The sequence below is a fragment of the Variovorax sp. J22P240 genome (assembly GCF_030316855.1).
In the GTDB taxonomy this organism is placed as follows: Bacteria; Pseudomonadota; Gammaproteobacteria; order Burkholderiales; family Burkholderiaceae_C; genus Variovorax.
Window position 1 is genome coordinate 12,171 of record NZ_JASZYR010000012.1, and the last position, 12,539, is coordinate 24,709.

Genomic DNA, 12,539 nt, shown 5'->3' on the forward strand with positions numbered 1-12,539 from the left:
TTATTTTGAGAAGGTCTTGAGGGGATTCGCCAGCTCAGGGCGCCAGATCCGCCGCCCCCGCATCCGGATAGGCCAGCACCCTGTCGATCCGCCTGCCATCCAGTTCGGCAACCTCGAAGCACCAGCCCGCGCAGTCGATTCGCTCGCCAACCTCCGGCAGTTGGCCGGACACGGACATCAGCAGGCCGGCCACCGTGTTGTAGCGCCCGCGGTCCTCGTCCGGCAGTTCGCGGATTCCAAGCCGCGCGCGCAGTTCGGAGACGGGCATCAGGCCATCGAGTTCCCAGACGCCGTCCGGTCGCTCGCGCGCCCAGGCCTCGGCGTGGGTGGCGACCTGCAGTTCCCCGGTGATTGCTTCGAGCAGGTCGCGCGGTGTCATCAGGCCCTGCACCACGCCGTATTCGTCGACCACGAACACCAGCCGCCCGGCGCGCGATCGAAATTGCTCGAGCAGTTCCATGCCGGTCAGCGTCTCGGGCACGAACACGGCCGGCTGAACGACCTCTTCGACCGTTCCCTCATGGTCCGGCCCGAGCCGAAGCAGTTGCGCAACGCTCACCACGCCGACGACGTCGTCCAGCGAGTTGCGGCACACGGGATACCAGGAATGGACCAGGTTGAGCGCACCAGCCGCCGAGACCTTCTGCAGGCACTGGGCAATGGTGAAGGAGGCTTCGAGCCATTCGATATCGGCGCGCGGAACCATCAGCGACGTGAGCCGGCGGTCGTCGAGGTGGAACACGTTGCGCACCATCTGGTGCTCGTGCATCTCGATCACGCCCGCATCGACGCCTTCTTCCAGGCTGGCGGAGATTTCCTCCTCGGTCACCACCCTTGCCGCATTCGAGTCGATGCGCAGCAGCTTGAGGACGGTGGCCGTTGCTCCCGACAGCAGCAGCACGAAGGGCTTGCCCGCAGTGGCCAGACCTCGCATCGGCCGCGCCACGTAGCGCGCGACGGGCTCGGGATAGAGCTGACCGATGCGCTTGGGCACCAACTCGCCGAAGATGATCGTGAAGAACGTGATGCAACTCACCACCACCGCCGTGGAAGCAACGCTGGCCGTGCCGGCGCCCATGCCGACCTCGCGCATCCAGGCCGCCAGCGGCTCCGCGAAGGCAGCCTCGCCCACGATGCCGCTGAGCATGCCGATGGAGGTGATCCCGATCTGCACGCTCGACAGGAACTGCGTCGGATCCTGCATGAGCTTGAGCGCCGCAGCGGCGCCCGCGTCCCCTGTTTCGGCCAGCGCAGCAAGGCGCGCGCGACGGCTGGTGGAGAGGGCCATTTCGGACATTGCGAACAACGCGTTGAGCGTGGTCAGCAAAGCCAGGAGGAAAACATCCATGAACGCGGGAGAGAATGGGGATCATGGCACTTTACTTGATCGGTGACGTGCAGGGCTGCGACGGGCCCCTGCAGCGCCTTCTCGACGACATCGCCTTTTCGCCGAGTCGCGACACGCTGGTCGTGCTGGGCGACCTGGTCAATCGCGGCCCCGCTTCGGCGGACGTGCTGCGTCGCATGCAGCGCCTGGGCGCATCGGCGCGGAGCCTGCTCGGCAACCACGACCTGCACCTGCTCGGCGTGATCCACGGCGCGCGCAAGGCCGGCCGCAAGGACACGCTCGCCAGCGTGCTGGAGGCGCCCGACCGGGACGCGATGCTCGATTGGCTGCGCCAGCAGCACATGGCCCTTCACCAGACGATCGGTGGCGACGATCTGCTGATGGTGCACGCAGGCGTGCTGCCGCAGTGGAGCGTCGGCGATACCCTGTCGCTCGCCGCCGAAGTCGAAGCGGTGCTGCGCGGTCCCGCGCTGTCCGAATTCCTGCAGACGATGTATGGAAACGAGCCCGCGCAATGGAACGACGCACTGACCGGCGATGCGCGGCTGCGCGTCATCGTCAATGCATTGACGCGGCTGCGCTTCTGCACCCGCGAGGGCATGATGGAGTTCGAGACCAAGGATGGCGCCGGTGCCGCGCCCGAGGGCTACATGCCGTGGTTCGACGTGCCTGGCCGCCGTACGGCCGCAGCCACCGTGGCGTGCGGTCATTGGTCGACGCTGGGCTGGGTCTCGCGACCCGACCTGCTGTCGACCGACACCGGTTGCGTGTGGGGCGGCTGCCTGAGCGCCGTGCGCATCGGCGCAACGCCACAGGAGCGAGAGCTGATTCAGGTCAAGTGCCCGCAGGCACGAAAGCCGGGCTGAGACGCCCGGTGATCAGCTCGGTTCGGCGCTCTTGAAAAGAGCCGGAACCTTGCGCTTGGTCTTGATGTTGCTTGAGATGCCACGCGCAGGCGTGGTCTTGGCCGCAGCTTCCCACGCGGGAGCAGCTTCGCGATCCGGCGTCTCGTAGGGCTGCTCGAAGAAAGGATCGCGCGGCGCGGCCGGAGCGCGGTGCGGACGACCACCGCGCACGGGACGCGCCTCGCTGCGCTCGCGGGGGCGGTCCAGCGTGTCGAGTACGTCGCGTGCATCGCCCGCCTCGCCCTCTTCGCGCCAATGGCGGCGCCCGTCGTTGATGCGGCCGCGCGGGCGGTCTTCCTCGAATTCGATCGCCTCGAGTTCGATCTTGTTCTTGATCAGCTTCTCGATGTCGGCGACCAACCGCACGTCGTTGCCACCGCTGGCAAAGCTCACGGCGAGACCCGACGCGCCGGCACGGCCGGTGCGCCCGATACGGTGCACGTAGTCCTCGGCGTTGAACGGAATGTCGAAGTTGAAGACGGCCGGAACGTCCTTGATGTCGAGACCGCGGGCGGCAACGTCGGTTGCCACCAGCAGGTCGACCTCGCCAGCCTTGAAGGCTGCGAGTGCCTTGAGGCGCTCGTCCTGGCTCTTGTCGCCGTGCAGCGCGGTGGTCTTGAGGCCCTCGCGTTCGAGCGAGCGCGCAAGGCGCGCGCAGCCCAGCTTGCTATTGACGAACACGAAAGCCTGAGTGATGCCGCGCTGGCGAATGATCTGCTTGAGCGCACGACGCTTGTCGTCGTCGCTCACGCTGTAGAAGCGCTGCTCTACCGTGGAGGCCGTTTCGTTGGGCCGGGCCACTTCGATCGTGACCGGGTTCTGCAGGTAGCTGCCGGCCAGTCGCTTGATCTCGGGCGAGAAGGTCGCCGAAAAGAGCAGCGTGGTGCGCTGCTTGGGCAGGTAGGAGAGGATGCGCTGCAGATCGGGCAGGAAGCCGATGTCGAGCATGCGGTCGGCTTCGTCGAGCACGACGTACTCGACCTGGTTGAGCACCGCGTTCTTGGCCTCGATATGGTCGAGCAGACGCCCGGGCGTGGCGACCAGCACTTCGACGCCCTTCTTGAGTTCGAGCGTCTGGGGCTTCATGTCGATGCCACCGAACACCACGCAGCTGCGCAGATTGGTGTACTTGGCATAGAGCTTGACCTGCTGCGCAACCTGATCGGCGAGTTCGCGCGTGGGCAGCAGCACCAGGGCGCGCACCGGATGGCGCGCAGGCGAGGTCGAGCTGTTCTCGTGCTTGAGCATCCGCTGCAGCAGCGGCAGGGAAAACGCGGCCGTCTTGCCGGTGCCGGTTTGCGCCGCGCCCATCACGTCCTGGCCCGCCAGGACCACCGGAATGGCCTGTTCCTGGATGGGCGTCATGGTCTCGTAGCCCATTTCGGCTACGGCACGCGCCAGCGGTTCGGCCAGGGAAAGATTGGAGAAGGAGCTTGTCATGAAGCCCTCTATTGTCGCATTTATGGCTCACCCCCAGGCTTCGCGCACTTCGTGTCGCTTCGCCCACGCCCCTCCGGGGGCAACTCCGGCAGCCCGGCGGAGCCGGTTCCGCGGTGTTTCTGGACCTCGTTGGTGACCCTACTTGCTACAGGTTCTTGGCGGCGAACGTGTCGCAGTCCTGGAGATTTCCGCTCTTGTAGCCGACGCCGAACCAGCGTTGGCGCTGGGCGCTGGTGCCGTGGGTGAAGCTGTCCGGCACGACCGCGCGGCCGGCGGAGCGCTGCAGGGCGTCGTCGCCGATCTTCTGGGCGGCGTTCATGGCGGCTTCGATGTCACCGGGGTCCAGCCACTGCTTGGATTGCTGCGAATGGTGGGCCCAGACGCCGGCGAGGCAGTCGGCCTGCAGTTCCACGCGAACGCTGATGGCGTTGTTCTGCGCCTGGCTCAGGCGGCCGCGCATCTGATCGACTTTGTCGGTGATGCCCAGCTCGTCCTGTACGTGGTGGCCGATCTCGTGGGCGATCACGTAGGCCTGCGCGAAGACGCCGGGGGCGCCGAGCTGGTTCTTGAGCGTGTCGAAGAAGCCGAGGTCGATGTAGACCTTCTTGTCGCCAGGGCAATAGAACGGGCCCATGGCCGACTGGCCGGTGCCGCAGGCGGTCGGCGTCGCGCCGCGGAAAAGCACCAGCTTAGGGGTTGCGTAGGAGCCGCCGTGCTGGCGGAAGATGTCGCTCCAGACGACTTCGGTGTTCTTCAGCACGGTGGAGACGAAGGCCGCTTCGCGGTCACTGGCAGGCGGCTTTTGCGCCGGCCCTTGCTGCACTTGCGGGGCCGGCTCCCCACCGCTCAGCAGGCCCAGCACCGTGAGCGGGTTGATGCCAAAAATCCAGCCGGCAATCAACGCCACGGCCACGGTGCCGATGCCTACGCTGCGCCCCCCGATCGGGAAACCGCCCCCTCCACCCCCACCGCTGCGCCGATCTTCGACGTTGTCGGATTGTTCGTTGCCTTCCCATCTCATCTCGCTCTCCTTGCCGCTATCGGGCGGCGCTCGCAGGATGGTACGCGCTCAGCGGGAAACCACGTATCCGACATTCATGACGCCGTCATGGGTGCCCGGGCGGGCCATGGCGGCACTTTTTTCGGCGCTTCTTTCGGCGGCCGCTGCAGCGAGCGCGGCGCGCTCCTGCGCGTAATGCGCCTCGGCCTTTTGCACCTGTGACCGCGTCACCACGACCATCGCCACGACCTGCACCAGCGCGATGGCGGCCAGGGCCGCGAGCAGCAGACGGCGATAGGGGTGCATCTCGCGCACGTTCTGGAAAATCGACATGTTCTCGCTCCTGAAGCCACGCCTCCTGCGTGGGATGGAAGGAGATGCTGCCGATCGGCGGCGCGCCGCACCCGACGCGCTGGCCGCTAGACGCTGTAGGACCGCGCCGAAGCCGATCCGCAGGCTTTGCGAAGGCCTCAGGCCTTGGGAAGCGTGACGCCGCGCTGGCCCTGGTATTTGCCGCCGCGGTCCTTGTAGCTGGTCTCGCAGACCTCGTCGCTCTCGAAGAACAGGACCTGGGCGCACCCCTCGCCCGCGTAGATCTTTGCGGGCAGAGGCGTCGTGTTGCTGAACTCCAGCGTGACGTAGCCTTCCCACTCGGGCTCGAAGGGCGTGACGTTGACGATGATTCCGCACCGCGCGTAGGTGCTCTTGCCGAGGCAGATGGTCAGCACATTGCGCGGAATGCGGAAGTACTCGACCGTGCGCGCCAGCGCAAAGCTGTTGGGCGGGATGATGCAGCTGTCGCCATGGAAGTCGACGAAGCTCTTTTCGTCGAAGTTCTTGGGGTCGACCACCGTGCTGTGAATGTTGGTGAAGACCTTGAACTCGGGCGCGCAGCGGATGTCGTAGCCGTAGCTGGAGGTGCCGTAGCTGATGATCCGGTGGCCGTCCTGTTCGCGGATCTGGCCGGGCTCGAAGGGCTCGATCATCCCGCTCTTCTCGGCCATGCGCCGGATCCATTTGTCGCTCTTGATGCTCATGTCAGGGTCCTTCCTCGGGGGCGCTATTCTAGGCAGCAGCCGCCCAACCCCTTCGGCGCTCAGTTGCCCAGGGCCTGCGAGATCACGGTTCGCTCGATCAGCCGGTCGTCACCCAGCACGATCATCGCGAAGAGCAGTTCCTCCAGATTGTTCGCGAGCGCGGTCTTGCGGGCCAGCAGCGGCGTGGCCTTTGGATCGATCACCACGAAGTCCGCCTCGCAGCCCGGCTGCAGGTTGCCGATGACGCCATCCAGGCCAAGCGCGCGCGCCGCTCCGCCCGTGTGGCGCCACCAGAGCTGCGATGGCGGAATGCTCACGCCGGGCTTGGTCTGGCCTTCGCGGCCCGCGTAGTAGGCCGCGAGCATGGTCGCGAAGGGGCTGAAGCTGGTGCCGCCGCCGACGTCGCTGGCCAGCCCGTAGCGGTAGCCGATGCGGTTCGCGCCTTCGAAGTCGAAGAAGCCGCTGCCGAGGAAAAGGTTGCTGGTCGGGCTCACCGCCGTGGCGGTCTTTGTCTCGCGCATCAAGCGGCGGTCGTCGTCGTCGAAATGAATGCAGTGCGCGTAGACGGCGCGTTCGCGCATCAGGCCGAAGCCCGCGTAGACGTCGAGGTACGAGCGCGCCTGCGGGAACAGCTCGCGCGCCCACTTCACCTCGTCCTTGTTCTCCGCGACATGGGAGTGAATCCAGGTGTCGGGGTACTTCGCGGCCAGTTCGCCCGCACCGCGCAGTTGCGCATCGGTGCTGGTGGGCGCAAAGCGCGGGGTGATCGCATAGCCCAGGCGGTCCACGTTGTGCCATTGGCGGATGAGGGATTCGGTGTCGATCAGGCTCTGTTCGGTCTGGTCGCGTACACCATCGGGCGAATGACGATCCTGCAACACCTTGCCCGTGATCATGCGCAGCTGCCTGCGCTGGGCGGCCTCGAAGAAGGCCTGCACCGATTGCGGATGCGAGGTCGCGAAGGTCAGCGAGGTCGTGACACCGTTGCGCAGCAGCTCGTCGAAGAACACCTCCGCCACTTCCGCCGAATGGGCGGGATCGGCGAACCGGCTCTCGGCCGGAAAGGTGTAGTTCTCGAGCCAGGGCAAGAGGCCATCCGCGGGTGCGCCGATGATGTCGGTCTGCGGGAAGTGGATGTGCATGTCGACGAAGCCCGGCGAAAGGATTCGCCCCGGCCAGTGCGTGATGGCCATGCCCGGATGGCGGGCCGCGACGGTGGCGAAGTCGCCGGCATCCTGCACGCGTTGCCGCCCATCGGCATCGGGGCCGACGACCAACAGGCCGTCTTCGTCGAAAACCGGCTGGCCGGCGGCGTCGAATCGCAAAAGGGAGGCACGGTACGCTTGCATGGGCACGGAGGGTAAGGCAGCGACGCCGGTATGCAATGTGCTAGCTCATATGGACGCTATATGGCGGCAGCGCTGCCGCCACGCGCGATCGCACGATCGTACTTCCGGCAGGCCCCCTCCGCGGTCGAACATAATTCGGCCAATTCATTACAGGAAAAGTATGCCTTCACGTGACGCCGCGAAGAGCGCCCAGTGCAGATGAAAGTGCTTCTGATCGCGAACTATGAGCCCGACGGCCAGACCAGCATGCTCGCCTTCAAACGCGTCCTGGAACGCGAGCTTCCCCGAATCGGCTGCGAACTGCGGGTGGTCTCCCCTCCGAAGCGCGTGCTTCGGGGGTCCTATACCTCCCGCTGGTGGAAGTGGCTGGGCTACGTCGACAAGTTCATCCTCTTCCTCCCCTCGCTCGCGGGCCACGTGCGCTGGGCCGACGTGGTGCACGTCGCCGACCACTCCAACGGCATGTACATCCCGCGGGTGAAGGCCAAGCCCAACGTGATCACCTGCCACGACGTGATCGCGGTGCAGGCCGCCAAGGGCCTGGTGGACGGCTGGAACGTCGGCTGGACCGGCAGGCTGTTCCAGCGGCTGATCGTGAATGGAATGGCCAGCGCCGACCTCGTCGCCTGCGTGTCCGAGATGACCCGGCGCGAAGTGCTGGCCATGGGCTTCGCGGACGAGCGCAAGGTGACGACCGTGCTCAACGGTCTGAACGACGACTTCGCGCCCGTGGCGCCGGACGAGGCGCAGCGCCTTGTGAATCGTCTGGGAATCTCGGTGCAGGACAGGTTCCTGCTGCACGTCGGCTGGGACCTGGATCGCAAGAACCGGCGGGGCGTGCTCGAGGCGTTCATCGCACTGCAGGAGCGCGCGGCAGCGGCCGGCGTCGCGCCGGTGATGGACCGACTGCTCTTCGTGGGACCGGAGTTGTCGCCCGAATCCGCAAAGCTCGCTCAGGAGCATGGGGTCGCCGACAAGATCAAGACCGTGCACAAGATATCGCACGAGGAACTGCGCGCGATCTACTCCAGCGCCACGGCCCTGCTCTTCCCATCGCTCCAGGAAGGTTTCGGCTGGCCGATCATCGAGGCGCAGGCCTGCGGTTGCCCGGTCTTCACGTCCGACCTCGCACCGATGAACGAGATCGGCGGCGAGGGCGCGGTGTACCTCGACCCCGGCGACCCGACCGCCATGGCCGCGGCCATCGAGCAGGCCGCGCAGCGGCTGGGTGAGATGCGCCGCCTCGGGCTCGACAACGCCGCGCACTACACCTCGGCGCAAATGGCGGCGAACTACGTGGCCGCCTACCAGCGCGCGATCAGGGAGCGCACGACCCAGCCCGCGACCCAGCCATGAAGAAGCTGCTGGCGCTGGGTGTCGTCTTCCTCCCCTGGAAGCTGAAGCGCTGGGTCTTGCGGCGCTTCTGGGGCTACCGGATCGCGGACGGGGCGCGCATCGGCCTGTCCTACGTCTTCCCCGGCGAACTGGTCATGGGCGAAGGCGCCTACATCGGGCACTTCAACGTGGCCATCCATCTCGGCAAGCTGGAATGCGGGGCGCACTCGGTGATCGACCGCTCCAACTGGATCACCGGCCATCCGCCCAAGGGCGCCCATTTCACGCACCGCACGCAGCGCGAGCCGGTGCTCGTCGTCGGCGAGCATGCGGCCATCACCAAGTCGCACATCATCGACTGCACGGACAAGATCGAGATCGGGCCCTTCGCGACCATCGCGGGCTACCACTCGCAGTTCATCACGCACGGCATCAACGTGGCGGAGGGACGGCAGGACTGCAAGCCGATCCGCATCGGCGCCTACTGCCTGGTCGGAACGCGTGTCACGGTGCTGGGTGGCGCGGCGCTGCCGGACCGGTCGGTGCTCGGCGCGGGCTCGGTGCTGAACAAGGCCCACACCGAAGAATGCGCGGTGTACGCCGGCCAGCCTGCGGTCAAGGTCAAGGGCCTCGATCCCGAAGCCGCGTACTTCAATCGGAAGCGCGGCTTCGTCCACTGAGGGAGCCTCAGCGCGGGTTACCCGCGGCGGGAGACTCGTCCTTGCACGCCTTCGACGAGCCAGTTCATATTCAGGATCTGTTCGTCGCTGAGGTTCTGTCCTTTCGGGATGACGACGTGGCCCTCGTTGTCGCGCACATCGGCTGCGGCCTGGAACGGCTTCACCTTGCCAGCGGCGATGTCCTGCTGCCGCGCCAGCACCTCGTCCTGCACGGCCTTCGGCACCTTGGGACCGAAATCGCCGACGCGGATCATGCCTTCCTTGACGCCGCCCCAGACCTTGCCGCTCTTCCAGGTGCTGTCGAGCACGGCGCGCGCGCGCTCCGTGTAGTAGCCGCCCCATTGGTGGGTGACGGCGACGATCTGCGCCTCGGGCGCGACCTTGCGCATGTCGGAGTGGTAGGCCACAGCCATCTTGCCGCGCTCCTGGGCCGCGGTCATCACGGCGGTCGAGCCGGTGTGGAAGGCGATCACGTCGACGTCCTGGTTGAACAACGCCATGGCCGCGTCGCGCTCCTTCGGCGGATCGAACCAGACATCCAGCCACACCACCTTGACCTGCGCTTTCGGGTTGACCGAACGCATGCCCAGCGTGAAGGCGTTGATGCCCTGCAGCACTTCGGGAATCGGGAAGCCTGCGACATAGCCCGCGACGTTCGTTTTCGTCATGCGGCCGGCCGCGACACCGGCTAGGTAGCGCCCTTCGTAGTAGCGCGCGTTCGCGGTCGCGACATTGGGGGCGGTCTTGTAGCCGGTGATCGACTCGAACTTCACGTCCGGAAAGTCCCGCGCGACCTTCATGGTGGGTTCCATGTAGCCGAAGCTGGGCGTGAAGATGAGCTTGTTGCCCTGCTGTGCCAGATCACGAATGACGCGCTCGGCGTCCGCGCCCTCGGCGACGTTCTCGACATAAGTGGTCTTCACCTTGCCGGCGAGCGCGGTCTCGACGGCCTTGCGACCGTTTTCATGCTGACGAACCCAGCCGGCATCGGTGATGGGCGCGACGTACACAAAGCCGATCTTGAGTGGATCGGCCTTCGGCGCGGTCTGGGAAAAAGCTGGAAGGAAAAAACAGGCGGCCGCGAGCGCGGCTGCGAGGTTTTTATACATGGTAGTCCTCTACATGGCCCCGGAATGAAAAATGGCGCTGCGGGGCAGCAGCGCCGGGCGGGTATTTTACCCGGGCGCCAGAAACCCTCCATCGTCCGCGTGACTTGCGCCGCCTGTGGTGGTGGCCGTTACAGGCCAAGGCCTATCGCGACGATGGCCCGCGGGTCGTCCGGGTCAAGGGCGGCAAGCCGGATCTCTGAAGCCTGTCGGCGCGTCGATCAGGCGAAGGCGTCGAAGGCCGCGTTGAGCCGATCGACGTAAGCCCGCTTGGCCGTCGCATCGACGAAGCTGCCCTCGAAGCTGTTGGCTGCAAGCTGCCACGCATGCTGCGCCGTCAACCCGGTCGCGGCGAAGGTCTCGACGAAGTTCTGGTTCATGTAGCCGCCGAAGTAGGCCGGGTCGTCCGAATTGACGGTGGCAACCAGGCCGGCGTCGAGCAGTTCGCGCAGGTTGTGCTGCCCCAGGTCGGGGAATACGCAGAGCTTGAGATTCGACAGCGGACACACGGTCAGCGGAATGCGGTCCTGCGCGAGGCGTTTCATCAGAGCGGCGTCTTTGGTGCTCTGCACGCCGTGGTCGATGCGCTCGACCTTGAGCACGTCGAGCGCGCTCCACACGTAGGCCGGCGGCCCCTCCTCGCCCGCATGCGCGACGAGGTGAAAGCCGAGTTCGCGACAGCGCGCGAACACCCGCGCGAACTTTTCGGGCGGGTGCCCGAGCTCGCTGGAATCCAGGCCAACACCGATGAAGCGATCGCGGTACGGCAGCGCCTGCTCCAGCGTGGCGAAGGCATCCTCCTCGCTCAGATGGCGCAGGAAGCACAGGATCAGCGCGGCATCGACGCCGAGCTTGTCCTTGGCATCGACGCAGGCGCGGTGCAGGCCGTCGATCACGGTCTGCATCGACACGCCGCGCTCAGTGTGCGTCTGCGGGTCGAAGAACATCTCCGTGCGGATGACGTTGTCTGTCGCGGCACGTTCCAGGTAGGCCCAGGCCATGTCGTAGAAGTCCTGCTCCTTCAGTAGCACACTGGCGCCGGCGTAGTAGATGTCCAGGAAGCTCTGCAGGTTGGTGAAGGCGTAGGCGCGGCGCAGGTCTTCGACGCTCGCATACGGAATGGTGACACCGTTGCGCTGCGCGAGCGCGAAGATCAGCTCGGGCTCGAGCGAGCCCTCGATGTGCATGTGCAGCTCGGCCTTGGGCATGGCGCGCAGGAGCGCCGGAAGGCGGTCCGCGGGAACGTCGCGAACGGTGTGGCGGGGCGTGTTCATCAGCAGACTCCGAAGGTGATGCCGCGCATTTTGAGGTGGCGGCGGTAGAGGGACGAGGCCTTGTCGGCCACGGTGTGCAGTTCGGCGCGCAAGTCCAGCGGCAGACACTTGGGGCGCTGCGATTCGAGCACCGGCTTGTCCTGCAGGAAGATCGTGTCCTGGAAGGCGCGCAGCGCCGTGTCGTCGCGCTCGAAGTCGGCGGTGGCAAGGCGGAACCAGACGCGGCTGCGCTCGGCGTCGATCGGGCAGATGTAAAGCGCGATCGATTCGCGGTAGTCGTCGATCCCGACGCTCGCGGCCTCGGGGATCTTGGTGAGCACCGCCGTATAGGGTGCGGTGACTTCGTAGGTGTACTCGACCTGCGCGGGCGCGGTCGAGTTGATGGTGGATTGCGGCTGCCAGGCCTTGCAGCCCGTTGCGAGCAAGCCGTGCGGCGTGGCTTCGACGCGATAGTCGTCGATCGCGGTCATGTCGCGCGCGCCGAGCCAGCCCTCATGCACGAAGCCGAAATGCGACATGTCGAGGAAATTCTCGACCAGGCGCGGCGCGCTGGTCTCTACGTCGTAGGGGCCGCAGGTGAGCTTGCGCAGGCGCATGTCGTCCTCGGGCGCGAATGCGGGTATCGCATCGCCCTCGCCGTCGGCCGGGGCATCGAGCCGTACCCACACCAGGCCATGCGCCTCGCGCGCCGCATGGGTCATGGCGCGGTGCGTGGCCGGGGGAACGAACTCTGGCAGCGCCGGAACCTGCATGCAGCGACCGCCGGCCTCGAAACGCCAGCCGTGGTACGGGCATTCAAGACGTGCGCCGCCCTCGCATTGCACCACCCGGCCGAGCGAGAGTTGGGCGCCGCGATGCGGGCAGCGATCCGTCCATGCATGAACGGCTGCCACATCGTCGCGCCACAGCACAAGGCTTTCGCCGAGCACGCGGACGGCGACGGGTGCTGCTGCCACGTCTTCCGCCAGCGCGACCGGATGCCAGAGTTGTCTTTCAATCATCATGAGTCGCGATTCACCCCCATCAAAGGAAAAGGGTTGCACTTGGCAACCCTCCACTCCTTCC

The 12,539-nt window shown here is 66.2% G+C and carries 12 protein-coding genes; 3 read left to right on the forward strand and 9 right to left on the reverse strand.

Going from position 1 to position 12,539, the window contains the following annotated elements; genetic code table 11:
- Positions 1–34 precede the first annotated feature (34 nt).
- Positions 35–1,348, reverse strand: a complete 1,314-nt coding sequence (locus tag QTI24_RS23345; RefSeq protein ID WP_286603701.1) for a hemolysin family protein — start codon at positions 1,346–1,348, stop codon at positions 35–37.
- 23 nt (positions 1,349–1,371) lie between these two features.
- On the opposite strand from QTI24_RS23345, the gene QTI24_RS23350 reads away from it, so the two are divergent.
- The gene (locus QTI24_RS23350) at positions 1,372–2,214 is read left to right on the forward strand and encodes a symmetrical bis(5'-nucleosyl)-tetraphosphatase (RefSeq protein WP_286603702.1); all 843 of its coding nucleotides are present in this window, start codon (positions 1,372–1,374) and stop codon (positions 2,212–2,214) included.
- A 12-nt stretch (positions 2,215–2,226) separates the two neighbouring features.
- Here the strand turns inward: QTI24_RS23350 and QTI24_RS23355 are convergent, their stop codons facing one another.
- From QTI24_RS23355 to guaD, 5 genes are all read right to left on the reverse strand, one after another.
- Positions 2,227–3,693 carry a DEAD/DEAH box helicase gene (locus tag QTI24_RS23355; protein WP_286603703.1) on the reverse strand — a complete coding sequence of 489 codons (1,467 nt, stop codon included), beginning with the start codon at positions 3,691–3,693 and terminating at the stop codon, positions 2,227–2,229.
- 145 nt (positions 3,694–3,838) lie between these two features.
- The gene (ypfJ, locus tag QTI24_RS23360; protein WP_286603705.1) at positions 3,839–4,714 is read right to left on the reverse strand and encodes a KPN_02809 family neutral zinc metallopeptidase; all 876 of its coding nucleotides are present in this window, start codon (positions 4,712–4,714) and stop codon (positions 3,839–3,841) included.
- Positions 4,715–4,762: 48 nt separating this feature from the next.
- Positions 4,763–5,026, reverse strand: a complete 264-nt coding sequence (locus QTI24_RS23365; RefSeq protein ID WP_286603706.1) for a hypothetical protein — start codon at positions 5,024–5,026, stop codon at positions 4,763–4,765.
- A gap of 137 nt (positions 5,027–5,163) precedes the next feature.
- Complete coding sequence (gene dcd, locus QTI24_RS23370) at positions 5,164–5,730, reverse strand: dCTP deaminase (protein WP_286603707.1); 567 nt, start codon at positions 5,728–5,730, stop codon at positions 5,164–5,166.
- Positions 5,731–5,789: 59 nt separating this feature from the next.
- Positions 5,790–7,079: a guanine deaminase gene (gene guaD / locus QTI24_RS23375; protein ID WP_286603708.1), complete on the reverse strand. Its 1,290-nt coding sequence runs from the start codon at positions 7,077–7,079 to the stop codon at positions 5,790–5,792.
- Positions 7,080–7,277: 198 nt separating this feature from the next.
- Between guaD and QTI24_RS23380 the strand changes: the two genes are divergently transcribed.
- Together QTI24_RS23380 and QTI24_RS23385 are read left to right on the forward strand one after the other, a co-directional pair.
- Positions 7,278–8,435 carry a glycosyltransferase family 4 protein gene (locus QTI24_RS23380; RefSeq protein WP_286603710.1) on the forward strand — a complete coding sequence of 386 codons (1,158 nt, stop codon included), beginning with the start codon at positions 7,278–7,280 and terminating at the stop codon, positions 8,433–8,435.
- A complete protein-coding gene (locus QTI24_RS23385) occupies positions 8,432–9,094 on the forward strand; it encodes an LbetaH domain-containing protein (RefSeq protein ID WP_286603711.1) in 663 nt (220 codons plus the stop codon). Before QTI24_RS23380 ends, QTI24_RS23385 begins: the two co-directional genes overlap by 4 nt.
- 17 nt (positions 9,095–9,111) lie before the next feature.
- Here the strand turns inward: QTI24_RS23385 and QTI24_RS23390 are convergent, their stop codons facing one another.
- From QTI24_RS23390 to QTI24_RS23400, 3 genes are all read right to left on the reverse strand, one after another.
- Complete coding sequence (locus QTI24_RS23390) at positions 9,112–10,203, reverse strand: BMP family ABC transporter substrate-binding protein (RefSeq protein WP_286603712.1); 1,092 nt, start codon at positions 10,201–10,203, stop codon at positions 9,112–9,114.
- Between the two features lie 218 nt (positions 10,204–10,421).
- Positions 10,422–11,474, reverse strand: coding sequence for an adenosine deaminase (locus tag QTI24_RS23395; protein WP_286603713.1), 1,053 nt, complete (start codon positions 11,472–11,474; stop codon positions 10,422–10,424).
- Entirely contained in the window at positions 11,474–12,475 is a 1,002-nt protein-coding gene (locus QTI24_RS23400; protein ID WP_286603872.1) for a Rieske 2Fe-2S domain-containing protein, read from the reverse strand. Before QTI24_RS23400 ends, QTI24_RS23395 begins: the two co-directional genes overlap by 1 nt.
- Between the last annotated feature and the right edge of the window lie 64 nt (positions 12,476–12,539).

Coding starts and splice junctions, on each gene's coding strand:
- dcd (WP_286603707.1), bottom strand. CDS start 5,730: ATGAGCATCAAGAGCGACAAATGGATCCGGCGCATGGCCGAGAAGAGC.
- QTI24_RS23350 (WP_286603702.1), top strand. CDS start 1,372: ATGGCACTTTACTTGATCGGTGACGTGCAGGGCTGCGACGGGCCCCTG.
- QTI24_RS23365 (WP_286603706.1), bottom strand. CDS start 5,026: ATGTCGATTTTCCAGAACGTGCGCGAGATGCACCCCTATCGCCGTCTG.
- QTI24_RS23385 (WP_286603711.1), top strand. CDS start 8,432: ATGAAGAAGCTGCTGGCGCTGGGTGTCGTCTTCCTCCCCTGGAAGCTG.
- guaD (WP_286603708.1), bottom strand. CDS start 7,079: ATGCAAGCGTACCGTGCCTCCCTTTTGCGATTCGACGCCGCCGGCCAG.
- QTI24_RS23395 (WP_286603713.1), bottom strand. CDS start 11,474: ATGAACACGCCCCGCCACACCGTTCGCGACGTTCCCGCGGACCGCCTT.
- ypfJ (WP_286603705.1), bottom strand. CDS start 4,714: ATGAGATGGGAAGGCAACGAACAATCCGACAACGTCGAAGATCGGCGC.
- QTI24_RS23345 (WP_286603701.1), bottom strand. CDS start 1,348: ATGGATGTTTTCCTCCTGGCTTTGCTGACCACGCTCAACGCGTTGTTC.
- QTI24_RS23390 (WP_286603712.1), bottom strand. CDS start 10,203: ATGTATAAAAACCTCGCAGCCGCGCTCGCGGCCGCCTGTTTTTTCCTT.
- QTI24_RS23380 (WP_286603710.1), top strand. CDS start 7,278: ATGAAAGTGCTTCTGATCGCGAACTATGAGCCCGACGGCCAGACCAGC.
- QTI24_RS23355 (WP_286603703.1), bottom strand. CDS start 3,693: ATGACAAGCTCCTTCTCCAATCTTTCCCTGGCCGAACCGCTGGCGCGT.
- QTI24_RS23400 (WP_286603872.1), bottom strand. CDS start 12,475: ATGATTGAAAGACAACTCTGGCATCCGGTCGCGCTGGCGGAAGACGTG.